This window comes from Pseudonocardia sp. HH130630-07 (genome assembly GCF_001698125.1).
In the GTDB taxonomy this organism is placed as follows: Bacteria; Actinomycetota; Actinomycetes; order Mycobacteriales; family Pseudonocardiaceae; genus Pseudonocardia.
Genome location: NZ_CP013854.1, coordinates 4,037,946 through 4,063,310, shown reverse-complemented (window position 1 = coordinate 4,063,310; position 25,365 = coordinate 4,037,946). Strand labels below are relative to the sequence as shown.

The following is a 25,365-nucleotide window of genomic DNA, read 5'->3' as shown; positions in this document are numbered from 1 at the left end:
GCGCGTAGGCCCAGGCGGATTCGTCCACGCCGCCCGACGCTAGTACCCCGTCAGGCCACGAGTTCGTGCGCGGCCGGATCCACCCGGCGGGTGCGGCGCCGGAAGTCGAACGTGTACCCGGGCCACAGCGTCCGGTTCCGGCCGTGGGCGTCCAGGTACCAGGACGCGCAGCCCCCGGAACCCCAGACCGCCGCACCGAGCCGGGCCTGCAGATCGGCGTTGTGCGCGTCCTGCACGTCGCGGCGGGTGTCGACGGCGACCGCCCGGTGCCGGTCCACCAGGTCCATCGCGCCGAGGACGTAGTTCAGCTGGGACTCGATCATCAGCACCATCGAGCTGTGCCCCAGCCCGGTGTTCGGCCCGACGACGGAGAAGAGATTGGGGAACCCGGCGACCGTGGTGCCGTACAGCGCCTGCGGGCCGTCCTGCCAGGCGTCGGCGAGCTTCACCCCGTCCCGGCCGGTGATCGTCATGCGGCTCATGCCGTCGCCGACCCGGAAGCCGGTGCCGAACACGATGACGTCGCACGGGTGCTCGGCCCCGTCCGTGGTGACGACGCCACGCTCGGTGATCCGGGCGATGCCCGTGGTCTCGACGGTGACGTCGGCGCGCCGCAGGGCCGGGTAGTAGTCGTTGCTCATCAGCACCCGCTTGCAGCCCATCGTGAAGTCCGGCGTCACGGCCCGGCGCAGCGCGTCGTCCCCGGCGAACGCGCGGCGCAGGTACAGCCGGGCGACCCGCTCGGCGATCCGCATGACCCGCGGGTGCAGGAACCCGACGACCATCGCCTCGTGCCGCCAGTACAGCGCCGCCCGGTAGGCGCGGCGCAGGCCGGGCACCCGCCGGAAGGCCCGCCGGGTGCGCTCGGGGATCGGCTTGTCCGGCTTCGGCAGCACCCACGGTGCGGTGCGCTGGAACAGCGTGAGGTGCCCGGCCTCCGGCGCGATCGCCGGGACGAACTGGATCGCCGACGCCCCGGTCCCGATCACCGCGACCCGCTTGCCGCGCAGGTCGACCGACGGGTCCCACTGCGCCGAGTGGAACGCGGCACCGGCGAACCCGGAGAGCCCCTCGATCTCCGGGACCGCCGGTTCGTGCAGCGCGCCGGTGCCGAACACGACGTAGCGGGCCCGCAGCACGTCGCCGTCGGCGAGCGTGACGTCCCAGTGCGTGCCGTCCCACTCCGCCCCGGTGACGTGCGCGCCGAACCGGACGCGGTCGCGGAGCCGGTAGTGGTCGGCGACGTCCTCCAGGTAGGACCGGATCTCGGCCTGCCGGGCGAAGGTGCGGGTCCAGCCGTCGTGCGGGAAGAACGAGAACGAGTACAGGTGCGACTCCACGTCGCAGGCACAACCCGGGTAGACGTTGTCGCGCCAGGTGCCGCCGAGGGTGCCGGCCTTCTCCAGCAGCACCCAGTCCCGGCGGCCGGCGCCGTCCAGCCGGATCGCCGCGCCGAGGCCGGCGAACCCGCTCCCGACGATGACCGTGTCGACCTGCTCGGGCATGCGCTCCCCCACGGCTGCGTCACTGTTACCGGCGGTAACCTACCACGGGTAAGTTACCGCGGGTAGGGTCCCGGCCCATGACCACGCAGACCGTTCCCGGCCCCCGGCGGCGCGTGCCCCGGGCCGAACGGGAGCGGCAGATCGTGGACGCCGCCGTCGCCGTGTTCGGCGAGCACGGGTACTCCGGGGCCTCGATGGACACCGTCGCCGAGCGGGTCGGCGTCACCAAGCCGGTCCTCTACGCCCACTTCCGGTCCAAGGAGGCCCTGCTGCTCGCCGCGATCACGCGGGCCCGTGCCGAGCTGCTGGAGGTCACCGCGCGGGCGGCGGGCGAGGCCGACGATCCCGAGTCGATGCTGCGCGGCGGCACCCTGGCGTTCTTCACCTACCTGGACCGGCGGGCACCGGCCTGGCAGCTGTTCTGCTCCGAGGCCGGGGTCACCGGCGAGGCGCTCGAGGAGATCCGCGCCCAGCAGACCGACTTCATCGCCGGCCTGCTCGCCGCCCAGGTGCCCGGTACCGAGCCGGACCGGCTCACCGGCTGGGCGCAGGTGATCGTCGGGGCCGCCGAGCGGCTCGCGGTGTGGCGCGGCCAGGACGAGCGGATCACCGCCGCACAGGCGACGGACTACCTCATGGAGGTCGCCTGGACCGGCCTCGCGGGGCTCCCCCGCGCCCGCTGACCGAGTGGTCCGGGAGACTCCTCGGTCATGAGCACGACCGCACCCCGCCTGCTGCAGGTGACCCGCGTGCACCGGGTCACCCCCGGGATGATCCGGGTGACGCTGACCGGCGAGGAGCTCGCCGGGTTCCCCGGCCACGGCCCGGACCGCCGGATCAAGATGTTCTTCCCGGTCGAGGGCCAGGAGCGGCCCGCCGTGCCACGGGCGTCCACCGGGGGGCCGGTGTGGCCCGCCGGGCAGGCCCGCCCGGCGATCCGGACCTACACCGTCCGCCGGTTCGCCCCGGGTACCGGCGAGCACGGCGAGCTGGACGTCGACTTCGTCGTGCACGCCGGGCACGGCCCGGCCGCGGCCTGGGCGGTGGCCGCCCGGCCCGGTGACTGGGTCGGGGTGTCCGAACCGGGCGGACGGTGGAACCCGGACCCGGCCGCCGGGCACCATCTCGTCATCGGCGACGAGTCGGCGCTGCCGGCGATCGCGACGGTGCTGGAGACCCTCGCCGCGGACCATCCCGGGGTGCCCGTGCGGGCGGTCGTCGAGGTGGCCGGCCCCGGCGAGGAGCAGGACCTGCCCGGCGGCGCCCGGGTGGACTGGGTGCACCGCGGGTCCGAGCCGGCCGGTGCGCCGCTGGTCGCGGCCGTGCGGGCGGCGGAGCTGCCGGAGGGTCCCGGCCAGGCCTGGCTGGCCGGGGAGTCCGCGGCCGTCCGGGACCTGCGCGGGCACCTGCTGACCGACCGCGGATTCGACCGGCGCGCCGTCTACGCGACGGGCTACTGGCGCGCCCGCTGAGCCGGGCGACAGCATCCGGACAGGTGCCGCACAGCCGTCACACAGGTTCACCGGGTGTGCTGGCACCATGACCGAGGTGAGCGACCGGGAGGGCGACGGCCTGCGCCGGGCCGACGGCGGACCGGTCCGGGTGCTGGTCGTCGACGACGAGGCGACCCTCACCGAACTGCTCTCGATGGCGCTGCGCTACGAGGGCTGGGAGGTCCGGACCGCCGGGGACGGGTCGACCGCCGTCCGGGCGGCCCGGGAGTTCCGGCCGGACGCGATCGTCCTCGACGTCATGCTGCCCGACGTCGGCGGGGTCGAGGTGCTGCGCCGGGTCCGGGCCGACACCCCGGAGGTGCCGGTGCTGTTCCTGACCGCGCGCGACGCCGTGGAGGACCGGGTCGCCGGGCTCACCGCCGGTGGCGACGACTACGTCACCAAGCCGTTCTCGCTGGAGGAGCTCGTCGCCCGGCTGCGCGGGCTGCTGCGCCGGGCCGGGATGACGGCGGCGCGGCGGACGGCCCGGCTCGTCGTCGGCGACCTGGTGCTCGACGAGGACGCGCACGAGGTCCACCGCGGCGACCGCCCGGTCGAGCTCACCGCCACCGAGTTCGAGCTGCTGCGCTTCCTCATGCGCAACCCGCGCCGGGTGCTGTCCAAGGCCCAGATCCTGGACCGGGTGTGGCACTACGACTTCGGGGGCCAGTCCAACGTGGTCGAGCTGTACGTGTCCTACCTGCGCAAGAAGATCGACGCCGGGTTCCCGCCGATGATCCACACGGTGCGGGGGGCGGGCTACGTGCTGCGCCCCGCCGGGTAGCCGCGGTGGCGCCCGGCCGGCTGCCCGGCCGGGCCCGTTCGCTGCGGGCCCGGCTGGTCGGCACGGTGCTGCTGGTGTTCGCGGTGGCGTGCGCGGCGATCGGGATCGTGACGACGCTGTCGCTGGACCACTTCCTGTCCGGCCGGCAGGACCGGGAGCTGGTGCTCACCCTCGACGCCGTCGCCGGACGCGTGCTGGGCCTGGCGCCGGGGACGGTGGCCGGTGCCGGTGCGGGCCTGCCGGAGGGGCCCGGCGGGCGCCCGCCCCCCGCCGACGGTGCCGACGGCGCCGACAGGGCCGACAGCACCGACAGGGCCGATGGCGACCTGCTGCTGGGCCCGGGGCAGGGTCCCGGCGCGGCGGTCGCGGTGTTCGACGGCGACCGGCCGGTCCGCGCCGAACGGGCCGGTCCGGACGGGACCCGCGCGGCGCTGTCCGAGCCGGACGTCGCCGCGCTGGGCGGGGTCGCGCGCGACGCCGTGCCGCACCCGGTCGCCCTGCAGGCCGGCTCCTACCAGGCCGCCGCGTACGCGGCCGGGGACCGGACCGTCGTCGTGGCCCGCCCGGACGGCGCCGGGGAGACCGTGGACCGGCTGCTGCTCATCGAGCTCGTCGTGCTCGGCGGCGCCGTCCTGCTCGCCGGGCTGGCCGCGGCGGTGCTCGTGCGCCGGGAGCTGCGCCCGCTGGAGCGGGTCGCCGGGGTCGCCGCGCGGGTGGGCGAGCTGCCGCTGGACCGGGGCGAGGTGCAGCTCGCCGCGCGGGTCCCCGAGCCGGACCCGCGCACCGAGGTCGGCCAGGTCGGGACCGCGCTGAACCGGATGCTCGACAACGTCGAGGGCGCGCTCGCCGCCCGCCAGGACTCCGAGACCCGGCTGCGCCGGTTCGTCGCCGACGCGAGCCACGAGCTGCGCACCCCGCTCGCCGCGATCCGCGGCTACGCCGAGCTCTCCGGGCGGGAGAGCGCCCCGGTGCCGCCGGGCACCGCGCACGCGCTGCGGCGGATCACCTCGCAGGCCGAGCGGATGAGCGCGCTGGTCGAGGACCTGCTGCTGCTGGCCCGGCTGGACGCCGGCCGCCCGCTGGCCCGGTCGGAGGTGGACCTGACCCGGCTGGTGCTCGACGGGATCGGCGACGCGCACGTCGCCGGGCCGGGGCACCGCTGGGTCCCGGAGCTGCCCGGCGAGCCGGTCACCGTGACCGGGGACCCGGACCGGCTCGCCCAGGTCCTCGCGAACCTGCTGGCGAACGCGCGCACCCACACCCCGGACGGCACCACGGTGCGGGTCCGGCTGGACCGCCCGGACCCGGGCCGGGTGCGGCTGAGCGTCACCGACGACGGCCCTGGCATCGATCCCGCCGTCCTCGGCCGCGTCTTCGAGCGCTTCACCCGCGCCGCCGAGGGCCGGGCCAGGGCCGGGAACGACACCCCCGGCACCGGCCTGGGGCTGGCGATCGTCGCCGCCGTCGTGACGGCGCACGAGGGCACGGTCGGAGCCGACAGCCGGGCCGGGCACACCACGTTCACGGTGCAGCTGCCCACTGCATGACGGCCCGGAGCACTACCCGCGCGGCGCCGGGTGTTCCCGGTCGTCCGGGGCCAGGTCGGTGGACAGCCCCCGGATGAAGTCCTCCATCGCCTCCAGCATCGTCTGCCGGAACGCGCCGAGCAGCGACCGGGTCGCGACCGGCTGCAGCGCCTCGACCGCGGTCCGCAGGTCGGCGACGCCGTCACGGGGCATCCCGGCGGCGACGTGCGCCTGCCACACCTCGTCGTGGAACAGCTCGACGAACAGGTCGGCGATCGCCCTGGTCCGCGCCCGCAGCGCCACCCCGACCTCGACGACCGACTCCGGGGACAGCCCGAGCGCGATCGCGTGCGCACCGGCCCGCACCAGCGACGGGTTCAGGATCCGCAGCCGGCCGGGTGCCGGGTGCTCCAGCAGGCCGGACGCGGCGAGCCGGGACACGGCGTCCGCGGGCAGCTCGGCGCCCGCCCAGGCGGCGAACCCGTCCGCGTCGATCTCGACCGGGTCCTCCGGCTGCCACGGCGCGAGCATCCCGCGGTAGAGGCGCAGCGCCTCCTCGGCGCTGTCCGACGGCGTCTGGTTGATCAGGACGCCGATCGCCGCCAGCGAGAAGCCGCGGCGCTGCAGCCCCGCGATCAGTTCGAGCCGGGCCAGGTGCTCGGGCCCGTACCAGGCCGTGCGCCCGCGCATCCGCCCGGCCGGGAGCAGGCCGCGCGACAGGTGCGCCCGCACGTTGCGCACGGTCATCCCGGCCCGGGCGGCGAGCTGGTCGATGGGGTAGTCGTCCCCGGCGGACGGCGATCCGGACATCGGGGGGCAGCCTACCTCGAACCGCCCCCGCCCACCGGTTCCGAACACGCTGGGCGGCGCGCCCCCGCCGACGGTGACACACGGTGTCCCCCGGCGACGGCGACATTGCACGGAGCCCTCCCCGACCGCCCGCCGCGCTGCTCACAGCGCTGTCCGACGCCGACGTTGACACGAGTGCCGGGCGGAGTTGTACCGTTCGGCGGTGTCGACGTCAGCACGGACGCCCGCGGCCGGGTTCGCCCGGCCCACCGGCCCGTCCGGGGCGGCGACAAGGGTCCGGCCGGCCGCATGCCCGCGGTCGGCGACCACCGGGCCGGCCGACGGGCCCCCCTCCCTGCCGGCCGGCCCGGCACCCACTCCCCCGGTCCGCCGGGCGGTTCACCGCCCGGTGCCGCCCGCGTCAGGAACGCCCGAGATGGTCGCGCTGCAGGATCGCCATCCGGTAGGCGTCGCGGTAGCGCCCGCTGGCGAAGAACTCCTCGCGCAGCTCGCCCTCCACGGTGAACCCGGTCCGCTCGTAGGCCCGCACCGCGCGGGTGTTCTCCACGTCGACGACCAGGTAGACCTTGTGCAGGTTGAGCACGCCGAACGCGTAGTCCAGCGCGGCGGCGGTCGCCCGGGCGGCGAGACCGCGCCCCTGGAACGCGGGGTGCACGATGATCTGGAACTCGGCCTTGCGGTGGATGTAGTCGATCTCCACCAGCTCGACCAGCCCGGCCCGGTCCGCGGGGTCCCCGGCCGGGCCGCCGAGCTGGAGCACGAACCGGCGCTCCCGGTTGTCGTGGACGTGCCGGTCGTAGATGTCCTGCAGCTCCACGAGCGCCTCGTAGGGCTCCTCGAACCAGTAGGACATGATCCCGGAGTCGTTGGAGAGCTCGTGCACGAACGCGAGATCGTCGCGCTCCAGGGCACGCAGTCGCAGGTCCGGGACGGTGGGACACACGCTGGCCTCCGGGAGTTCGATCGGATCGCCCCGCAACCTACGCCCCCCACCCCCGACGACGGACGTGAGCAGTGAGTTCTGAGACGACCCCCGACCGGACCGCCACCGGCCCGGCCGGACCCGCAGCCGCACCGCGGCGGGCGACCGGTTCGCCGTTGCTGGAGAACCTGACCGGGACCGCCCGCACGGCCTACGAGCTGGGTAGCGGCACCGCACGGGCGGCGGTCGCGCTGGCCCGCTCCGGCGTGGTCCGCCCGCTCGGCCCGGCCCGGCTCTACGGCATGGGCCGGGCGCTGCTGCGCTACGGCAACAGCGTCACCACCGGCTTCGTCGCCGGCGCCGTGCGGCACCCGTACCGGCTCGCCGTGGTCGACGACGACGGCGTCACCACCTACGCCGAGCTGGACGAGCGCACCGACCGCCTCGCGCTCGCGCTGCTCGACTCCGGGGCCGGTCCGGGCGCCCCGGTCGGGGTGCTCTGCCGCAACGCCCGCGCCCCGATCGAGGCGATCGTCGCCGCGGGCAAGGCCGGCGCCGACGTCGTCCTGGTCAACACCGGGCTGTCCGCCGAGCAGCTGCGCGGGGTGCACGACCAGCAGCAGCTGCACACGGTCGTCGTCGATCCGGAGTTCCTCGACGTCGTCCCGGCGGGGCCCCGGGTGGTGCTCACCGCGACCCCGGAGGGGCCGCGCCCGGCCGGCGACCGGGTGCTCGACGACCTGGACGCGATGGTCGGCCGGGGCGGGCCCGGCGAGCTGCCGTTCCGGCCGGAGCCGTCCAAGCAGATCGTGCTGACCTCCGGCACGACCGGGACGCCGAAGGGGGCGAAGCGGCCGCACCCGTCGACGCTTGCCCCGGCGGCCTCGATCCTCTCGGCGATCCCGCTGCGGGCGGCCGAGCCGGTGCACATCGCGGCGCCGCTGTTCCACACCTGGGGCAACGCCGGCCTGCTGCTGGCCGCGCTGCACGGGGCCACGGTCGTGCTGCGGCGGAGGTTCGGACCCGAGGAGATGCTCGCCGCGGTCGCGCAGCACCGGGTCACCACGGTGTTCGCCGTCCCGGTGATGCTGCAGCGGGTCCTGGAGTCCGGGGCACCGGGCTGGGGGGCCGGGCGCGCGCCGCGGATCGTCGCCGTCTCCGGGTCGGCGCTGCCCGGTGGCCAGGCCCGGGACTTCATGGACCGCTTCGGCGACTGCCTCTACAACCTCTACGGGTCCACCGAGGTGTCCTGGGTGTCCATCGCCGGCCCGCAGGACCTGCGCGACGCACCCGGCACCGCCGGACGGGCCCCGGCCGGCACCACCCTGGTGATCCTCGACGAGCAGGACCGGCGGGCCGATCCCGGTGTGGAGGGGCGGGTGTTCGTCGGCAACGACCTGCCGTTCGACGGCTACACCGGCGGCGAGGAGGGGCTGGAGGAGCGCGACGGGCTGCTCGGCACCGGCGACGTCGGCCATCTCGACGACGAGGGCAGGCTGTTCCTCACCGGCCGGGCCGACGACATGATCGTCTCCGGCGGGGAGAACGTGCACCCGGGACCGGTCGAGGACCTGATCACCGGCCTGGACGGGGTCCGGGAGGCCTGCGTGCTCGGTGTGGACGACGACGACTACGGCCAGCGGCTGGCGGCCTGGGTGGTGCTCGAACCGGGGTCGCAGGTGACCGCGGACAGCATCCGGGACCGGGTGAAGCGCGACCTGGCGCGGTTCGCCGTGCCGCGCGACGTGCACGTCCTGGACGAGTTGCCGCGCAACCAGACCGGGAAGGTGCTGCGGGCCGAGCTGCCCGGACGATGACCCGTACGTGCGTCTGCAGTTGCAGTTAGGACAACCTTCCCTACACTGGGGGCGATGACGGTCACCGCTGCGCACCACGGCCCCGCGGCCGCGGTGGCACCCGTGCGCCTCGGCTGTGCCGCGCGCAGCGAGGAGATCGGTGAGCCGCTGGCCGGCACGGCGCCCGCCGTGCGCCGCCTGGTCGCCGTCGAGCACGTCGGGGCGTGGCCGCGCACGGTCGCCGCACACACCGATCCCGACGTCGCGGCGCTGTCCTCCCGGCTGCGCGCCGACGGGGTGGTGCTGCTGCTGATCCGGCGCACCGGGCGCGCGGGCCGGGACTGCGACGGTGTCCGCACCGTCTACGTCGCCGATCTGGAACCCGGGGCGTCACGGGTGGTGTCGCGCACCGTGCGCAGCACCGACGACCTGGCCGGGATCACCTCCGGCATCGACGGCGGCTCCGACCCCGGCACACCGGTCACCGATCCGGTCATGCTGGTGTGCGCGCACGGCCGCCGGGACGTGTGCTGCGCCGTCCGCGGCCGCGCGCTCGCCGCCGACCTGGCCGCCGAGGGTGCCGACGTCTGGGAGTGCACCCATCTCGGCGGGCACCGGTTCGCACCGACCGCGCTGGTCCTGCCGACCGGCTACGCCTACGGGCGGCTGGACACCGGCAGCGGGCTGGCCGCGCTGAAGGCGGCGGCCGGCGGCGTCGTCGATCCGTGGTCGTGCCGCGGCCACGCCGGGCTGGAGCCGGCCCAGCAGGTCGCCGAGCTGGCGGTCCGCGAGCACACCGGGATCACCGACGCCGGCGCGCTGCGGATCGGCCCGCGCACCGCGCCGGGACCGGTCACGGTGTCCTGCTCCGACGGGCGGGCGTGGACCGTGGACGTCCGGCCGGACGGCGGGCTGCCGCCGCGGCCGCCGTCCTGCGGGGCGGTGCTCGAACCGGCGAGCGTGCTGGTGGCGGGCACCCCGGTGGAGATCGCCCGCTAGAAGAACCGGTGCAGCGCGGCGGCGAGCCCGTCGTCGGTGACCGCGCCGGTGCTGGAGTCGGCGTCGGCGTGCACCTCGGGCGGGGCCTGGCCCATCGCGACGCCGTGCCCGGCCCAGCGCAGCATCGCGCGGTCGTTGTCGCCGTCGCCGACGGCGAGCACCTCGGTCCGGTCGACGCCGAGCCGGGCCGCGACCCGCGCCAGCCCGGACGCCTTCGACACCCCGGCCGGGACCAGCGACACCCAGGGCAGCTCGTGGTCGAGGTTCACGGTGGCGCCGTCCACGACGAGCCCGGCGGCCCGCTCCGCCGTCTCGGCGGGGGTCCGGCCGGTCCAGTACATGACCAGCTTCGGGGTCGGTTCGGCGCAGAGATCGTCCGGGCCGACCTCGGTCAGGGTGCCGGCCAGCAGCCCGTCCGGGAACGGGCCGCTCACCCGGGCCCCGATCCCGACCTGTTCCGCGGCGAACACCGCACCGGGGAACCGCTCGCGCAGCCGGGCCAGTCCCGCGGCGGCGTCGAACCGGGCCACCGAGCGCACGGTGAGCGTCGCGGTGTCCAGCTCGACGGCGCCGTTCGAGGTCAGGGTGACCCCGCTGCGCAGCCCGAGCTGCACCAGCGCCGGCCGGACGCCGACGACGGTGCGCCCGGTGCACAGCATCACCGGGGTGTGCGCGGCGACCGCGGTCACCGCGCCGAGCACGGCCGGGCTCGGCGGGCGCCTGCCGTCCACGATCGTGCCGTCGATGTCCAGGGCGACCAGGCGGGGGCGGATCACTCCTGCGAGCCTATGTGACCTCGGGTGGGCGACCGGGCGTCGCCTGTCGGGCCCGTGCGACGGTGCGGGGGTGAGCACGCCCACCGGCACCGACCCGTTCCCCGCGCCGTCCGCACTCGCCGCACACCCGGCCGTCGTCGCCGCCGGGCAGGTCGCGGAGACCGTCCTGGGACCACGGGCGGAGGCGGCCGACGACCCCCGCCGCGGGGTGTCCCGGCAGACGTGTGCCGAGGTGGCGGCCGCGGGTCTGCTCTCGGTCGTCGTCCCGGTCGCGGACGGCGGGTTCGGCGGCGACGCGCGGGTGGACGCCGAGACCGTGGAGCTGCTGGCCGGGGCGTGCGGGGCGACCTGGTTCGTCGGCACCCAGCACCGGACCCCGCAGCAGCTCGCGGTGAGCGGCGCGGCCGGGCTGCCGGAGGGAGCGCTGCGCACCGGGCCCGCCGCCGCGCGGTACCGCGCGGACCTGGCGTCGGGGGCCCGGCGCAGCGGCATCGCGGTGGCACACCTGCGCCGCCCCGGGCCGCCCGCGGTCACCGCGGAGCCGGCGGGACCGGGCTGGCGGCTGCGCGGCCGGTCCGACTGGTGCACCGGCTGGGGGCTCACCGACCTGGTGATGATCGGCGCGGCCGCACCGGGCGACCGGTACCTGTTCGTCCTCGTCCCGGCCCGGGAGTCGGCCGGGTTGCGGGCCGGTGCGCCGCTCCCGCTGACCGTGATGGGCGGGACCCGGACGGTCGCCGTGGAGTTCGACGACCTCGTCGTCGGGGGTGACGCGGTGCTCGCCGACGTCGACGGCCCCGTCTTCCGGGCCCTCGACGCCGCCCGGACCGCGAACGCGACACCGGCCTCGATGGGGCTGTTGCGCCGGATCCTGGGCGACCTCGACCGGCTCGGCCGCGACCGGGACCGCCCGGAGGCGTGCGAGCTCGCCGGCACCCTGGGCGCGGTCGCCGCCCGGCACCGGTCGGAGGTGTACGCCCTGCTCACCGGGGTGCCCGTGCAGGAACGGATCCCCGAGCGCACGACGCTGCGCGGCGAGCTGGCCGCACTGACCGTGCGCGCGGCGCAGGGGCTGGTGGCGGCCCGGGCCGGTTCGGCGCTGCTGGCGTCGAGCCCGGAGCAGCGCCTGGCCCGGGAGGCGACGTTCTACCTGGTCCAGGCGCAGACCGCGGCGGTGCGGGCGGCGCAGCTGGCGGCGCTGGCCGGATGAGGTCGCGGCCCGGTCAGCCGCGGGTCATGACGTGCTTGATCCGGGTGTACTCCTCCACCGAGTAGGAACTGAGGTCCTTGCCGTAGCCGGACTGCCCGAACCCGCCGTGCGGCATCTCCGCCACCAGCGGGATGTGGCAGTTGACCCAGACGCACCCGAAGTCCAGGGCCCGGCTCAGCCGCTGGACACGGCCGTGGTCGGCGGTCCACACGCTGGAGGCCAGCCCGTACCCGGTGTCGTTGGCGAGCCGGACCGCCTCCGCCTCGTCGGCGACGGCCTGCACCGTGATCACCGGGCCGAAGATCTCCTCGCGGACCAGCTCGTCGTCCTGACGCAGGCCGGACACCACGGTGGCCGGGTAGAAGAACCCGGGGCCGTCCGCCGGTGTCCCCCCGGTGTGCACCGTCGCGTGCGCCGGCACCCGCTCCAGCAGGCCGGTGACCCTGGCGTGCGCCTCGGCGTTGTTCAGCGGCGGGATGAACAGGTCCTCGGAGCCGGGTTCCTCGTCCGAGGAGAACCGGACCGCGCGTGCCTGCTCGGTGAGCGCCCCGGCGAGCTGCTCGGCGACCGGCGCGTGGGCCAGCACCCGGGTGGCGGCGGTGCAGTCCTGACCGGCGTTGAAGAACCCGGCCACCGCGATGTCCGCGGCCGCGGCGGTGACGTCGGCGTCGTCGAACACCAGCACCGGCGCGTTCCCGCCCAGCTCCAGGTGCACCCGGGTGACGTTCTCCGCCGCCGCCGCGGCGACCGCCCGGCCGGCCCGGGTGGACCCGGTGATCGCGACCAGCGCCGGGGTGCGGTGCGCGGCCAGCAGCGCGCCGGTCCCCCGGTCCCCGCAGACGACGTTGAACACCCCCGGCGGCAGGAACTCGGCGAACAGCTCGCCGAGACGCACCGTGCTGGCCGGGGTGGTGTCCGACGGCTTGAGCACCATGGTGTTGCCGGCCGCGAGCGCCGGGCCGATCTTCCAGGTCGCCATCATCATCGGGTAGTTCCACGGCGTGATCGAGCCGACCACGCCGAGCGGCTCGCGCCGGACCCAGGAGGTGTGCCCGGCCATGTACTCCGCGCTCGCCCGGCCCTCCAGGGTGCGCGCGGCCCCGGCGAAGAACCGGAACTGGTCGACCATCATCGCGATCTCCTCGGAGTGCGTGAGGGCCCTCGGCTTGCCGGTGTCGCGGCGTTCCAGCTCGACGAGCTCGTCCGCGTGCGTCTCGACGGCGTCGGCGATCCGCAGCAGCGCCGCCTGCCGCTCGCCGGGGGTCACGTCGGCCCAGCCGTCGTCGAAGGCGCGCCGCGCGCTCGCGTAGGCGGCGTCGACGTCCGCGGGGCCCGAGAGCGGCGCGGTCGCGTAGACCTCGCCGGTGCACGGGTCGGTCACGTCCATGGTCGCGCCGTCGGCCGCCGGGACACCGCGGCCGTCGACGATGTTGTGGAAGGTCTGCATCGGTGCTCCTGCGTGGGGCCGCGGACGGCGCCGCACCCGGGGGAAGGGCCGGCGCCGCCCGCGGCGGTGGGGAACGGGTCAGGCGAACCGGGGCATGATCTGCCCGGCGATCAACCGCAGCTGCTCGTCGACGGTGGCGATGCCCGGGATGTCGCGGCCCATGAACGTCTTCACCAGGGTGGCGTCGGTGATCGCGCAGATCATGTGGTTGGCGCCGCCCGCCTTCATCTCCTCGATCCGGGCGATGCACTCCTGCGGGGTGCCCGCGACCGACAGCTTCTCGGCGAGCGCGTCCGGCGTCGCGTCGATCGACCCGGCCAGGTCACCGGCGACGAACTTGTCCAGGATCGGCTTCATCTCCGCCGGGGAGACGCCGTTGCGCTCCAGCAGCGAGTCCGGCATGGCCGAGGCGTAGAGCCCGACCATCGACTTCGCGGCCTCCTTCGCCGTCGCCGAGTCCTCGCCGACCGCGAACACGCACCAGGCGCCGAGGTCGAGCGCGTCGACGTCGCGCCCGGCCCGCTCGGCCCCGATCCGCATGTTGTCGTACATGTAGCGGTAGGCCTGCTCGGTGTAGCCCAGCGCGTGGTGACAGCCGTCGGCGATCTCCCCGGCCACCCGGAACGACCGCGGCCCGGCCATGGCGCCCATCTTGACCGGCACCCGCTGCTGCACCGGGCGGGCGAAGGTGAACAGGCCGTTGTAGGTGAAGAACTCGCCGTCGTGGGTGATCGTGCCCTCGTCGAGCAGGGTGCGGATGACCCCGACCCCCTCCTTCACCCGCGACAGCGGCTTCTGCGTGCTCCAGTCCATCCCGTACTGGGCGAGCAGCCCGAAGTTGCCCGAGGACAGCACCACCTCGGCCCGGCCGCCGGTCAGCTCGTCGAGGGTCGCGGTGGCCTGGGCGATCAGCGACGGCTCGCGCAGGACGACCGCGGAGACGCTCGGCCCCATCCGGATCGACGACGTCCGCTCCGCGGCGGCGGCGAACAGCAGCCAGAGATCCTTGTGCCAGGTCTCGTCGGCCGCGTACACGGCGTGGAAGCCGAGCTCGTCGGCCAGCTGGATCGACGCCAGCGACTCGGTCAGCGGGTAGTCGGGCAGCATGACGTAGCTGAACTTCACGGTGCGCTCCTGTGTGGTGGTGGGACGGACTCGTGTTCGGCGGCCTCGGCCTCGACCTCGGCGATCAGCTCGGACCCGGTGACCGTGCGGGCCGCGAAGTGCGCGTGCATCCAGTCCAGGTGGTCGTGCCGGGCGTTCATGATCCGCAACGTGTCCCAGTTCGGGAACCGCTGTTGCAGGACCCAGCGCTCCATCAGCCGGGGATCGACCTCGAACACGTGCGGGTGCGTGGTCACCGCGACCTCGGACGCCGGCTCGGGCGGGGGCGGTGTGTGCTCGTCGGAGTAGCGGTAGCTCACGGCAGCAGTCCCCTCAGGTCGGCCAGCCGGTCGGTCGCGTCGGGTTCGTAGGCCAGGTCGAGCAGGTACTTGCCCGGGTTCATGATGTTGTTCGGGTCGAGCAGCCGCTTGATCCCGAGCATCACCTCGTACCCGCCGCCGAGCTCGCTCGGCACCAGGTCGACCTCGCCCTCCCGGCAGGATCCGTGGCAGGCGCTGATCGATCCGCCGTGGGCCAGCGCGGCCGCCGCGATGTCCCGCTTGGCGGCGACCCACATCGCCCAGGCGTCGTCGTCGAGGCGTTGCTCCCAGATCCCGACGTCGATCTCGGTGAGGTAGTCGACGCCGGTGTCGGCCGAGGTGTAGGCGAACATCCCCCAGTCGTCGAACACGTCGGTGCGCCGGCGCAGGTCGGCGACGATCCCGTGCCAGGCCCGCATCACCGCGGGCAGCCGGGTGTAGTTCACCGCGGCGTCCTCGCAGTGCCAGCTCATCGGCACGACCTGGCCGGTCCGGGTCCGCCCGTGCAGCGGGGTGGCGTAGCGGTCGTGCCGGGCCGCCCAGTCGCCCTCGGAGATCTCGTCGCCCAGGTAGCGGGCGCCGTGCTCACGGGCGATCCGGAACAGCCGCTTCCCGCCGGCGCGGACCTCGTCCTCCCAGCCGTAGAGCACCGCGCAGGTCAGCGCCCGGACGTCGGCGGGCTGCGGGATGTAGGCCTCGTCGTCGCGGCGCAGGTAGGCGACCTTCCACTCGTCGAACAGCACCGCGCCGGAGAACGTCGCGACCCCGGCGCGGGCCAGCGCGCCGGTGAACCGGTAGGCGTCGTCGTAGTCGTCGAAGGCCCAGAACGGGCTCAGCTCGGCCTCCGGCTTCGGGTACAGCTTCAGGGTCGCCCGGGTGGCGATCCCGAGCGTGCCCTGGTGGCCCATGAACAGGTGCTTGAGCTGGTAGCCGCTGGAGGACTTGGAGATCTTTCCGCCGGCGCCGTCCCCGACGTGCACGACGTCCCCGGTCGGCAGCACCACGTCGAAGCTCAGCACCAGGTCGCGGGTGTGGCCGTAGCGGGACCCGATCAGCGACCAGCCCGACGTCCCGATCCGGCCGCCGACCAGCGAACACGGGTAGGACGCCGGGTCGTCCGGGTAGATCAGGCCGTGCGCGGCGAGCTGCTCGTTGAGCTTGAGCATGCTGATCCCGGTCCCGACGGTGACCGTGCGGTTGTCCAGGTCCAGCTCGTGCACCTGGTTCATCCGCTTCACGTCGACGACGATCCCGCCGCGCAGCGGGACGGCCCCGTCGGTCAGCCCGGTGCCGCCGTCGCGGGGCACCACCGGCATCCGCAGCTCGTTCGCGATCCGCACGACCGCGGCGACCTCCTCGGTGGTCTCCGGCAGCACGGCGAGGTCCGGCAGGCGCTCGGCCCAGCGGTGCACCGGGAACGGTGCGGGCACCCGGGCCCGGTTGAGGCGGTCGGTGCGCCCGGTGAGGATCTGGTCCGGGCGCAGCACCTCGTGCAGCCGCTCGACGACCCGGGCGACGAGCTCGGCGGGGCGTTCGGAGACGGTGGTCACGAGCACCCACCCCCGCCGCAGCCGCCACCGCCACAGCCGCCACCGGCGGACCGCCGGTCACCGACCTCGCCGCGGCTGCCGCCGACGGTGATGCCCAGGGACTCGGCGAGGATCTCGTGGATGTCGACGACGTCGATCCCCTGCGCCTCCCCCGCCGCCGACAGCGGGCGCTCCGACCAGGGGCAGGCGCTCACCAGGGTGTCCACCCCCAGCTCGGCGGCGTGTCCCAGGCGCTTCTCGCTGATCGCCGCGGTCAGCTCCGGCTTCTCCACCGGCAGGCCGCCACCGCCGCCGGAGCAGTAGGACCACTGGGTGACCCGGTCGACGTCGTGGAAGGTGAGCCCGGGGATCGACCGCAGCACCTCGCGCGGCTCCTGCCAGACGCCCTTGCGCTTGTTGAGCCGGCAGGGGTCGTGGTAGGTGATCGTCCGCTGCACCGGGACGGTCGGGACCAGCCTGCCCTCGCGCAGCAGCTCGGCGAGCACCTCCACGACCAGCACGACCTCGATGTCGAACTCGTCGCCGAAGTAGGCCGGGTAGTCCTCGGTGAAGCTGATGTAGTCGTGCGGGTCCAGGACGAGCACCCGGCGGGTCCCGGTGGAGCGCCAGTCGTCGAGGTTGTGCCGGGCGAACCGCTTCGCCTGGTCGACGTAGCCCATCTCGGCGGCCGGGCCGCCGCAGCACCACTGCTCGCCCATCAGCCCGAACTCGTAGCCCGCCGACTGCAGGATCTGCGCGACGGCCCGCGGCACGGCGGTCCGGTAGAACGCGGCCTCGCAGTCGACGAACAGCACGGTCTCGCCGCCGACCGGGATGCCGAGCCCCTCGGCCCAGTCCCGGACGTGCTCCTGGGAGACGGGGGTCTCGCCGAGCACCGGTTCGTGGGTGCGCTCGTCGGTCCGCGCGTTCCAGGAACGCCACTGCTCCTGGTGCACCCCGGACTCCACGGCGAGCGCCCGCACCGCCTTCACGACGTCCACCGTCCGGGTGCGGAAGCGGTAGAAGTCGCCGGTGAACAGCGTGTTCGGGCAGCGCAGCTCGCAGGCACCGCACTGGGTGCAGTTGACGTAGTCGGCGGCGACGTCGGCGACCTCCAGCTCGCCGCGCTCCATCGCGACGACGTTCGCGTGGAACGCGGTGGGGGTCCACGACTCGTTGCGGGTCACCTGCATGACCGGGCAGACCTCGCGGCAGAACTTGTGCCCCGAGGAGAAGCAGTTGTAGGAGGCGTTGCGCCAGGTCTCGACGAACTCCGCGGTGCGCCGGTCGGTCAGCTCGACCGGCACCGGACCGCTGATCGTCTCGGGGTAGGTCCCGAGCTGCGGGTCGTTCGACGGCGCACCGGGCGTGAACGGCCGGGCCAGCGCGTCCGGCGGTGCCGGGTCGGTGTCGCGACGGGGATCGAGCTGGGTCACGAGCAGTCTCCGTGGTGTGGTGGGAGTCACTCCGGAACAAAACCTATGAAATCAGATCTCATAGGTCGTGCCTAGTCCCGCCGACGTTCGTGACGCGGGCGTAGCCTCCGGGTGACGGACCGGCACCGGTCCGGCGGAGGGGGTGGGCACCGTGCGGCTCCCCGCCGGCGACGCCAAGCACGCGGTGTTCGCCCCGCTGGACGACGGCGCCATGCGCAGCGCCGCGGTGGTGCGCAGGCTCGGCAGCGCGATCGCGCTCGGCATCCTGGTCGACGGCGAGCAGCTGCCCGCCGAGGCGCAGCTCGCCGCGTCGTTCAACGTCTCGACCGTCACCCTGCGCGACGCCCTGTCCGATCTCCGGTCCCGGGGCCTGGTGCGGACCCGGCGCGGCCGCGGCGGCGGGAGCTTCGTGCGCGCCGCGCAGGACGCGCTCACCGAGCTGTCCCGCGGCCGGTTGCGCGAGATCTCCAGCACCGACCTGCGGGAGCTGGGCGACCTGCGGGGCGCGGTCAGCGGCACGGCGGCCCGGCTCGCCGCCGAGCGGGCCACCGGGGCCGAGATCGGCCGCCTCGGCGAGACGCTGGACCGCCTCGCCCGCGCCGAGGGCGGCACCGCGCGGCGCCGGATCGAGAGCCGCTACCTGATCGACGTCGCGGCCGCCGCCCAGTCGGTGCGCCTGACGATGCAGGAGATCGAGGTGCAGTTCGAGCTCGGCCAGGTCCTGTGGGGCGCCGGCCCGGCCGAGGCCGATCCGGCGGCGACGGTGCAGGGCCACCGGCGGGTGGTCGAGGCGATCGCCCGGCGGGACGGCGGTCTCGCCCGCGCGCTGACCGAGGAGCACGTCGCCGTGGTCACCGCCCGCCTGGTCGACGCGCACGTCCGGCTGACCCGGCGCCCGGCGGTGACCGGCGGGCACGACGACGGCTACCCCGAGGCGGCCGGCTCGTGAGCGGGCCCCGCGACGATCCCGGGGTGGCCGACGGGAACCGCCTGGCCGACGAGGCCGTCGCCGTGATCACCGGCGTGGTCGAGCAGGTCTTCGGCTCGGTGCTGGGAGTGCGTGACGAGGTCGTCGCCGCCTACCGCGCGGCGGTGCGGCGCTCCGGGCGGATGCACGAGCGTGACCTCCCGGCGCTGCGCGGGCCGGTGCTGGAGCACCTGACCGGCGAGCACCAGACCGCGGTCGGGATGGGCGTCGTGCTCGCCCCCGGCGTGCTCGCCGACCGGGAGCTGCACCTGGAGTGGTGGCAGTACGACGGCGGCGCCGACCGCGGCACCCCGGCGTCACCCACGGCGCTGGACGTCGACCTGAACCCGGCGAGCGTCGGCTTCTACGACTACGCGGCCGCGGACTGGTTCGTCGGCCCGCGGCGGACCGGTCGGCGGCACGTCGTCGGCCCGTACGTCGACGTCCACGGCACCGACCGCTACCTGCTCACGCTGACGGCGCCGGTCGTCGCGGACGGCGAGTTCGTCGGGATCACCGGGGCCGACCTGCCGGTGGCCCGGTTCGAGGCGCTGGTGCTGCGGGCGCTCGGCACGCTCCCCGCCGACGTCGTGGTCGTGACGCCGGAGGACCGGGTCGCCCTGTCGACCTCGGCGCGCTGGTTCACCGGGTGCCGGTCGCCGTTCACCGGGGCCGACGCGACCCGGGTCCTGGACGATCCGCCGTGGCGGGTCGTGGTGCTGCCGCACCGGTCCTGACCCACAGCCGGCGCACAGGTCGTTCACACGGCGGCGACAGCGCCGCGGACGACCGTCGTCGGCGTGACCATCACGACCGCCGCCGGGCCCGTACCGTCCCCGGCCCCTCCCTGCCCCGTCCGGCCGGTGCTGGACATCGTCGTCCCCGTGCACGACGAGGAGACCGACCTGGAGCCGTCGGTGCGCCGGCTGCACGCCTTCCTGCGCACCGGCTTCCCCTACCCGTTCCGGATCACCGTCGCCGACAACGCCAGCACCGACGCGACCCCGCGGATCGCGACCCGGCTGGCCGGCGAGCTCGCCGAGGTCCAGGTGGTCCGGCTGGCCGGGAAGGGACGCGGGCGGGCGCTGCGCCACGTCTGGTCCCGGTCCGACGCGACCGTGCTCGCCTACTGCGACGTCGACCTCTCCACCGATCTCGGCGCCGTCCTGCCGCTGGTGGCGCCGGTCCTGTCCGGACACTCCGACCTGGCGATCGGCACCCGGCTCGGCCGCGGCTCGCGGGTGGTGCGCGGCGCGAAACGGGAGCTGCTCTCCCGTGGCTACAACCTCGTCCTGCGCGGTGCGCTCGCCGCCCGGTTCTCCGACGCGCAGTGCGGGTTCAAGGCGATCCGCGCCGACGTCGCGCACCGGCTGCTCCCGCTGGTCGAGGACCCCGGCTGGTTCTTCGACACCGAGCTGCTGGTGCTGGCCGAGCGCGCCGGGCTGCGCATCCACGAGGTGCCGGTGGACTGGGTGGACGACCCGGACTCGCGCGTCGACATCGCGGCCACGGTCCTGGCCGACCTGAGGGGGATCCGCCGGCTCGGGCGGGCGCTGGCGACCGGCGCGCTGCCGCTGGCCGACATCCGCGCCCGGCTCGGCCGGGCACCGCTGCAGCCGGCCCCGGTGCCGGGGGACGCGCAGGCGGTGCCGGGTCAGCTCGCCCGGTTCGCCGCGGTCGGCATCGTCTCGACGGCGGCGAACCTGCTGCTGTTCCTCGCCCTGCGCGACCCGCTCGGCACGATCGCGGCGAACGTCGTCGCGACCGGGATCTGCGCGGTCGCCAACACCGCCGCGAACCGGCGGTTCACCTTCGGGGTGCGCGGGCGCGGACACATGATCACCCACCAGTTCCGCGGGCTGCTCGTGTTCGGGCTGGGGCTGGCGCTGACCACCGGGGCGCTCGGCCTGCTCGCGACGCTGGCACCGGACGCCGGCCCGATGGTCGAGCTCGGGGTGATCGTGGCCGCGAACCTGGTCGCGACGGCGTTGCGCTTCGTCGCGTTCCGGTCCTGGATCCTGCGGCCGGGCGCCGCGCCGGCCGCCCCGTCCGTCCCGGCTCGTGGAGAGGCCGCCGCACGATGACGACCACGACGACCACCACGACCACCACGACCACGGCCACCCCGCCCACCACGACCGGCCCCGCCACCGGGCCGCCCGGCGCGCGACCGGCGCGGTCCCCGGCCGGGCGCGCCGTCGCGGTCGCCGCCCTGCTGGTCGCGACCGGGGTGCTGTACCTGTGGGACCTGGGTGCCTCCGGCTGGGCGAACCCGTTCTACGCCGCAGCCGTCGCCGCCGGGGCGAACGACTGGACCGCCTTCTTCTTCGGCTCGCTGGACCCGGCGAACGCGATCACCGTCGACAAGCCGCCCGCAGCGCTGTGGCCGATGGCGCTCGCGGCCCGGGTGTTCGGGTTCGGCCCGTGGAGCCTGCTCGTCCCGCAGGCGCTGATGGGCGTCGCCGCGGTCGGCGTGCTGTACGCCGCGGTCCGCCGGGTCTCCGGGCACGGCGCCGGGTTGCTGGCGGGCGCGGCGCTCGCCCTGACCCCGGTCGCGGCGCTGATGTTCCGGTTCGACAACCCCGACGCGCTGCTGACCCTGCTGCTGGTGCTCGCCTCGTACCTGGTGGTGCGCGGGCTGACCGGTGACGGGCGGACCCGGTGGATCCTCGCGGCCGGTGTGGTCGTGGGGTTCGCCTTCCTCACCAAGTCGCTGCAGGCGTTCCTGGTGCTGCCCGGCCTGGGCCTCGCCTGGCTGTGGGCGGCGCCCGGACGCCCGTGGCGCCGGGTGGTGCAGCTGGCGGCCGGCGTGGCCGGGATCGTCGCCGGTGCGGGCTGGTGGCTGCTGGCGGTGGCGCTGTGGCCGGCGGACTCCCGCCCCTACATCGGCGGTTCCGGCGACGACACCCCGCTCGGGCTGGCCCTCGGCTACAACGGCCTCGGCCGCATCCTGGGCGGAGCGGGCAACGGCGGCGGGGCCGGTGGCCCCGGTGGCGGAACGGCGTTCGGCGGGGACACCGGCGTGCTGCGGATGTTCGGCACCGCGTTCGGCACCCAGGTCTCGTGGCTGCTGCCGGCGGCGCTGCTGCTGCTCGTCGCCGGGCTCGTGCTGCGCGGACGGGCCCCGCGGACCGACCCGGTCCGGGCGTCGCTGCTGGTCTGGGGCGGCACGACGCTGGTGACCGCGCTGGTCTTCTCCTTCATGGCGGGGACGATCCACCCGTACTACGCGGTGGCGCTGGCGCCGGGCATCGCGGCGCTGGTCGCGGCCGGGGGCCGGGAGGTGCTCGCGCACCGCGCCCGGCCGGGGGCCCGGGTGGTGCTCGCCGTCGCCTCGTCGGGGACAGCGGTGTGGGCGTTCGTGCTGCTCGGGACCACGCCGGACGTCCCGTCCTGGCTGCGCTGGACGATCGCGGCCGCCGGGATCCTCGCCGGGGCGGCGCTGCTGGTGCCCTGCACCCGGCGCCGGTGGCTCGCGGTGGTGCTGGGCGCAGCGGTACTCGCCGGTGTGGCGGCCCCGGCCGTCTTCGCGGTGCAGACCGCGGCGACCACGCACTCCGGGTCCATCCCGACCGCGGGCCCCGCGGTGGCGGGCGCCTCCGGAGACGCTCCCGGGGCGGGCCCGCACCCGGCGGCGCTCCGGGCGACGGTGCTCCGGGCGACGGCACCCCGGGCGACGGCACACCGGCCGGTGGCGCTCCCGGTACCGGTGGACCCGGCTCCGGGGCGCCCGGCGGTGGCCCGGGCCCGGGGGCTCCCGGCGGGGCCGGTCCCGGCGGCGGGCAGACGAGCGCCGAGCTCGCCGCGCTCCTGCGCGACGCGGGCGACGCCCGGTGGGCCGCGGCCACGGTCGGCTCCCAGGGAGCGGCGTCAATGATGCTGGCCGCCGGTGGCGACACCGCCGTCATGGCGATCGGCGGCTGGTCCGGCAGCGACGCGTCCCCGACCCTCGCGGAGTTCCGCGACCACGTCGCCCGGGGCGACGTCCGGTACCTGGTCGCCGGCGGGGACCGCGGCGGTCCCGGCGGCGGGAACGGCACCGGTACCGAGATCACGGACTGGGTGGCAGCGCACTACACCGCCACGACGGTGGGCACCGCGACGGTCTACGACCTCACCGCGCCCACCGGCTGACGGCCCGGCCGGCCGCGGCGGTGCCACGCCGCCACCCGCCGTCCGGGACCGTTCCGGGCGGCGGGTGCGGCGGCCCGGGCCCACTTTCGGCCACAGCCGGGGCCGGTGACGGCGCGGCCGACTGACCACGGCCGCCCCGTTCGGCAGAGTGGGCACCATGACCGCCACCGGCTCCCGCACCACCTCCGGCGATCCCGCGTTGCCGCTGCCCCTGCGCCCGCCCGCACACCGGGTGGACCGGCGCGCGATCTGGTGGTGGCGGATACGCGGGATCCCGGGCCCGGTCCTGCTGCTCGTCGCCCAGGGGGCCGGCTGGGCGTTCCTGCCCGCGACGCCGTGGCACGGGCTGCTGGTCGCGACGATCGTGCTCACCGTCCTCTGGCTGGTCGTCGCGGTCACGGTCGTTCCCACGCTGCGTTACCGGCTGCACCGGTGGGAGGTGACCGACGAGGCCGTCTACACCCGGTCCGGCTGGCTGGTCCGGGAGTGGCGGATCGCCCCCATCCCCCGGGTGCAGACCGTCGACACCGAGCACGGGCCGCTGCAGCAGGCACTGCGTCTGGGGACGGTCACGGTGACGACGGCATCGGCCCGCGGGCCGGTCCGGATCGCCGGCCTCGACGCGGAGCAGGCCCGCGAGCTCGCCCGGCGGCTCACCGAGACCACCGGCCGGCACGCCGGGGACGCGACGTGAGCACCGGCGACCGCACCCCCGATCCCGCCCCGCCCGCCCGGCACCGTCCCGGCCCGGCCGGCACCGACGGCACCACCGGCACCACCGGTGCGGACAGCGCCGGCGGCGTTGCCGGCGCTGCCGAGGGCCCGCCGAGCACCGGGACCGGCGCGGCGGGCGCCGCCGGGGCCGACGACGGGACCGGTGCCGCGGGCGTGGAGCGCCCCGCGAGCGGGATCCATCGCACCACCGGCACGGCGGACCGGCCGCACCGGCGGACCGGAGGTGTCCCCCCGCCCTGGTCGCGCGGCACCGCGGCGTGGTCCGACGGCCCGGCGGACGCGGACCCGGTACCCGGTGACCCGGACGCCGGGCCGGCCACGGAGCCCGGCGACGGCGACCCCGCACCGGACCCCGGCGCGGAGGTCCCGTGGCGGCGGCTGCCCGCGCTCATGCTGCTCGTCGGACCCGCGACCGCGCTGCTCCGGCTGGCCCCCGCCCTGATCGCCCTGCTGCTGTTCGGCGCGAACCGCGGAGGCGGTGTCCAGCTGTGGATCGCGGCCGGGATCGCGGTGCTCGCCGTCGGCGCCGGGGTGATCCGGTGGCGCACCACCCGGTACCGGATCACGCCCGAGCGCGTCGAGCTGCACAGCGGGCTGCTGAACCGGCAGCGCCGCTCCGTCCCGCGGGACCGGATCCGCACCGTCGACCTCACCGCTCCGCTGCTGCACCGGCTGGTCGGGGTCAGCGTGGTGAAGGTCGGGTCGGGTCAGAGCGCGGGCAAGGAGTCCGGGCTCGATCTCGACGCCGTCACCACCGCCGAGGCCGAGCGGTTGCGTCGCGAGCTGCTCGCCCGCCCCGCGACCGCACCCGGGACCGGTCCTGCGACCGGTCCCGCGACCGACGCCCCCGCCGCGGAGGAATCGGGCGAGGAGCTGGACCGGATCGACTGGTCCTCGCTGCGGTACGCGCCGCTGACCGTCAGCTCGCTGGCCGCGATCGGCGCCCTCGGCGGTGCCGGCTGGAACCTGCTCAACGAGCTGGGGGTGGACGTCCGGACGCTGCCCGGCGCCGACGCCGTCGCCGGGGAGGTCGGGGCCGCCCCGATCTGGGCGTCGGTGCTGGTCGGCGTGCTGATCCTGCTGTTCGTGATGGTCGCCGGGTCGATCGTGCTGTTCGTCGAACGCTGGTGGGGGTTCCGGCTGACCCGGGAGACCGACGGCACGCTGCGGGTCCGCCGCGGCGCGCTGACCCGCCGTTCGCTGTCGGTGTCCGAGCAGCGGCTGCGCGGGGTCACCGTGACCGAGCCGTTGCTGGTCCGGGCCGTCGGCCGGGGTGCGCAGGCGGGGGCACTCACCGTCGGGCTGGCCGGGGCCCAGGGCGAGCAGAGCCACGCCGGCGCGCTCGGCCCGCCGGTGCCGCGGGCGCACGCGCACCGGATCGCGGCGATCGCCGCCCGGTCCGCCGTGGCCGTCACCGACGGCCCGCTGGTCGCGCACCCGGCGCGGGCCCGCACCCGGCGGCTGACCCGGGCGATCGGGCCGGCGCTGCTGCTCCCGGTCGCGGCCGGGGTGTGGCTCCGGTTCGGCGGGCCGGCCTGGCCGATGGTGCTCGCCGTGCTGCTCGTGCTGGCCGCCGTGCCGCTCGGGCTGGACCGCTACCGCGCGCTCGGCCACCGGATCGACGAGCAGTACCTCGTCGCCCGCGGCGGCTCGCTGGTCCGGACGACGTCGGCACTGCGCCGCGACGGCGTCATCGGCTGGCGGGTCCGGCAGAGCCTGCTGCAGCGCCGCGCGGGCGTCGTCACCCTGGAGGCGACGACGGCCGCCGGCGGCGGCGCGGTCCAGGTGCTCGACCTGTCCCCCGCCGACGCCGCCGACCTCATGGCGGCGATCACCCCGGACGCCGTCACCGGATTCCGGGGCTGAGCCCCG

General features: G+C 75.8%; 23 protein-coding genes. 14 read left to right on the top strand and 9 right to left on the bottom strand.

The window, feature by feature from the left end; translation table 11 throughout:
• Positions 1-50: 50 nt before the first annotated feature.
• On the bottom strand, positions 51-1,505 hold the full coding sequence (locus AFB00_RS19290) for a flavin-containing monooxygenase (RefSeq protein ID WP_068800458.1): 1,455 nt from the start codon (positions 1,503-1,505) through the stop codon (positions 51-53).
• Positions 1,506-1,582: 77 nt separating this feature from the next.
• On the opposite strand from AFB00_RS19290, the gene AFB00_RS19285 reads away from it, so the two are divergent.
• The 4 genes from AFB00_RS19285 (at position 1,583) to AFB00_RS19270 (ending at position 5,329) form a co-directional block, all read left to right on the top strand.
• On the top strand, positions 1,583-2,188 hold the full coding sequence (locus tag AFB00_RS19285) for a TetR/AcrR family transcriptional regulator (protein WP_068798392.1): 606 nt from the start codon (positions 1,583-1,585) through the stop codon (positions 2,186-2,188).
• Positions 2,189-2,215: 27 nt separating this feature from the next.
• Complete coding sequence (locus AFB00_RS19280; RefSeq protein ID WP_068798391.1) at positions 2,216-2,977, top strand: siderophore-interacting protein; 762 nt, start codon at positions 2,216-2,218, stop codon at positions 2,975-2,977.
• Between the two features lie 67 nt (positions 2,978-3,044).
• Positions 3,045-3,782 (top strand): response regulator transcription factor, encoded by a 738-nt coding sequence (locus tag AFB00_RS19275; RefSeq protein ID WP_068798390.1) that lies wholly within the window; start codon positions 3,045-3,047, stop codon positions 3,780-3,782.
• A gap of 5 nt (positions 3,783-3,787) precedes the next feature.
• Positions 3,788-5,329 (top strand): sensor histidine kinase, encoded by a 1,542-nt coding sequence (locus AFB00_RS19270; protein ID WP_068798389.1) that lies wholly within the window; start codon positions 3,788-3,790, stop codon positions 5,327-5,329.
• 12 nt (positions 5,330-5,341) lie between these two features.
• On the opposite strand, the gene AFB00_RS19265 is transcribed toward AFB00_RS19270, so the two are convergent.
• Positions 5,342-6,118 carry a MerR family transcriptional regulator gene (locus AFB00_RS19265; protein ID WP_068798388.1) on the bottom strand — a complete coding sequence of 259 codons (777 nt, stop codon included), beginning with the start codon at positions 6,116-6,118 and terminating at the stop codon, positions 5,342-5,344.
• A gap of 400 nt (positions 6,119-6,518) precedes the next feature.
• Complete coding sequence (speG, locus tag AFB00_RS19260; RefSeq protein ID WP_068800457.1) at positions 6,519-7,061, bottom strand: spermidine N1-acetyltransferase; 543 nt, start codon at positions 7,059-7,061, stop codon at positions 6,519-6,521.
• A 71-nt stretch (positions 7,062-7,132) separates the two neighbouring features.
• On the opposite strand from speG, the gene AFB00_RS19255 reads away from it, so the two are divergent.
• Positions 7,133-8,857 (top strand): AMP-binding protein, encoded by a 1,725-nt coding sequence (locus AFB00_RS19255; RefSeq protein WP_231973989.1) that lies wholly within the window; start codon positions 7,133-7,135, stop codon positions 8,855-8,857.
• A 54-nt stretch (positions 8,858-8,911) separates the two neighbouring features.
• Positions 8,912-9,835: a sucrase ferredoxin gene (locus AFB00_RS19250; protein ID WP_068798387.1), complete on the top strand. Its 924-nt coding sequence runs from the start codon at positions 8,912-8,914 to the stop codon at positions 9,833-9,835.
• Here AFB00_RS19250 and AFB00_RS19245 read toward each other — a convergent pair.
• Positions 9,832-10,611 (bottom strand): HAD family hydrolase, encoded by a 780-nt coding sequence (locus AFB00_RS19245; protein ID WP_068798386.1) that lies wholly within the window; start codon positions 10,609-10,611, stop codon positions 9,832-9,834. The two genes, AFB00_RS19250 and AFB00_RS19245, sit on opposite strands and share 4 nt — an antisense overlap.
• Before the next feature lie 70 nt (positions 10,612-10,681).
• On the opposite strand from AFB00_RS19245, the gene AFB00_RS19240 reads away from it, so the two are divergent.
• Positions 10,682-11,821: an acyl-CoA dehydrogenase family protein gene (locus AFB00_RS19240; protein WP_068798385.1), complete on the top strand. Its 1,140-nt coding sequence runs from the start codon at positions 10,682-10,684 to the stop codon at positions 11,819-11,821.
• A 13-nt stretch (positions 11,822-11,834) separates the two neighbouring features.
• On the opposite strand, the gene AFB00_RS19235 is transcribed toward AFB00_RS19240, so the two are convergent.
• The 5 genes from AFB00_RS19235 to AFB00_RS19215 form a co-directional block, all read right to left on the bottom strand.
• Positions 11,835-13,268, bottom strand: a complete 1,434-nt coding sequence (locus AFB00_RS19235) for an aminobutyraldehyde dehydrogenase (protein WP_068798384.1) — start codon at positions 13,266-13,268, stop codon at positions 11,835-11,837.
• A 78-nt stretch (positions 13,269-13,346) separates the two neighbouring features.
• Positions 13,347-14,393, bottom strand: a complete 1,047-nt coding sequence (locus tag AFB00_RS19230; RefSeq protein WP_068798383.1) for an LLM class flavin-dependent oxidoreductase — start codon at positions 14,391-14,393, stop codon at positions 13,347-13,349.
• Positions 14,390-14,692 (bottom strand): hypothetical protein, encoded by a 303-nt coding sequence (locus AFB00_RS19225; protein ID WP_068798382.1) that lies wholly within the window; start codon positions 14,690-14,692, stop codon positions 14,390-14,392. Before AFB00_RS19225 ends, AFB00_RS19230 begins: the two co-directional genes overlap by 4 nt.
• Positions 14,689-16,242, bottom strand: coding sequence for an FAD-binding oxidoreductase (locus AFB00_RS19220; RefSeq protein WP_068800455.1), 1,554 nt, complete (start codon positions 16,240-16,242; stop codon positions 14,689-14,691). The genes AFB00_RS19225 and AFB00_RS19220 overlap by 4 nt, the downstream gene beginning before the upstream one ends.
• Complete coding sequence (locus tag AFB00_RS19215; RefSeq protein ID WP_197519590.1) at positions 16,239-17,657, bottom strand: (Fe-S)-binding protein; 1,419 nt, start codon at positions 17,655-17,657, stop codon at positions 16,239-16,241. Before AFB00_RS19215 ends, AFB00_RS19220 begins: the two co-directional genes overlap by 4 nt.
• Before the next feature lie 151 nt (positions 17,658-17,808).
• On the opposite strand from AFB00_RS19215, the gene AFB00_RS19210 reads away from it, so the two are divergent.
• From AFB00_RS19210 to AFB00_RS19185, 7 genes are all read left to right on the top strand, one after another.
• A complete protein-coding gene (locus tag AFB00_RS19210) occupies positions 17,809-18,606 on the top strand; it encodes a FadR/GntR family transcriptional regulator (RefSeq protein WP_335726537.1) in 798 nt (265 codons plus the stop codon).
• A gap of 23 nt (positions 18,607-18,629) precedes the next feature.
• On the top strand, positions 18,630-19,361 hold the full coding sequence (locus AFB00_RS19205; RefSeq protein ID WP_068798381.1) for a cache domain-containing protein: 732 nt from the start codon (positions 18,630-18,632) through the stop codon (positions 19,359-19,361).
• Positions 19,362-19,424: 63 nt separating this feature from the next.
• Entirely contained in the window at positions 19,425-20,708 is a 1,284-nt protein-coding gene (locus tag AFB00_RS19200; RefSeq protein WP_083275659.1) for a bifunctional glycosyltransferase family 2/GtrA family protein, read from the top strand.
• Positions 20,705-22,501, top strand: coding sequence for a glycosyltransferase family 39 protein (locus tag AFB00_RS19195; protein ID WP_231973988.1), 1,797 nt, complete (start codon positions 20,705-20,707; stop codon positions 22,499-22,501). Before AFB00_RS19200 ends, AFB00_RS19195 begins: the two co-directional genes overlap by 4 nt.
• A complete protein-coding gene (locus tag AFB00_RS34985) occupies positions 22,435-22,758 on the top strand; it encodes a hypothetical protein (protein ID WP_442965874.1) in 324 nt (107 codons plus the stop codon). The genes AFB00_RS19195 and AFB00_RS34985 overlap by 67 nt, the downstream gene beginning before the upstream one ends.
• A 157-nt stretch (positions 22,759-22,915) precedes the next feature.
• A complete protein-coding gene (locus AFB00_RS19190; RefSeq protein WP_068800452.1) occupies positions 22,916-23,452 on the top strand; it encodes a PH domain-containing protein in 537 nt (178 codons plus the stop codon).
• Entirely contained in the window at positions 23,449-25,359 is a 1,911-nt protein-coding gene (locus tag AFB00_RS19185; protein WP_068798380.1) for a PH domain-containing protein, read from the top strand. The genes AFB00_RS19190 and AFB00_RS19185 overlap by 4 nt, the downstream gene beginning before the upstream one ends.
• Positions 25,360-25,365 lie beyond the last annotated feature (6 nt).

Bases quoted from the DNA above. Each gene is read 5' to 3' on its own strand.
- AFB00_RS19290 (WP_068800458.1), bottom strand. From the start codon at position 1,505: ATGCCCGAGCAGGTCGACACGGTCATCGTCGGGAGCGGGTTCGCCGGC.
- AFB00_RS19285 (WP_068798392.1), top strand. From the start codon at position 1,583: ATGACCACGCAGACCGTTCCCGGCCCCCGGCGGCGCGTGCCCCGGGCC.
- AFB00_RS19280 (WP_068798391.1), top strand. From the start codon at position 2,216: ATGAGCACGACCGCACCCCGCCTGCTGCAGGTGACCCGCGTGCACCGG.
- AFB00_RS19275 (WP_068798390.1), top strand. From the start codon at position 3,045: ATGACCGAGGTGAGCGACCGGGAGGGCGACGGCCTGCGCCGGGCCGAC.
- AFB00_RS19265 (WP_068798388.1), bottom strand. From the start codon at position 6,118: ATGTCCGGATCGCCGTCCGCCGGGGACGACTACCCCATCGACCAGCTC.
- AFB00_RS19250 (WP_068798387.1), top strand. From the start codon at position 8,912: ATGACGGTCACCGCTGCGCACCACGGCCCCGCGGCCGCGGTGGCACCC.
- AFB00_RS19235 (WP_068798384.1), bottom strand. From the start codon at position 13,268: ATGCAGACCTTCCACAACATCGTCGACGGCCGCGGTGTCCCGGCGGCC.
- AFB00_RS19195 (WP_231973988.1), top strand. From the start codon at position 20,705: ATGACGACCACGACGACCACCACGACCACCACGACCACGGCCACCCCG.
- AFB00_RS19190 (WP_068800452.1), top strand. From the start codon at position 22,916: ATGACCGCCACCGGCTCCCGCACCACCTCCGGCGATCCCGCGTTGCCG.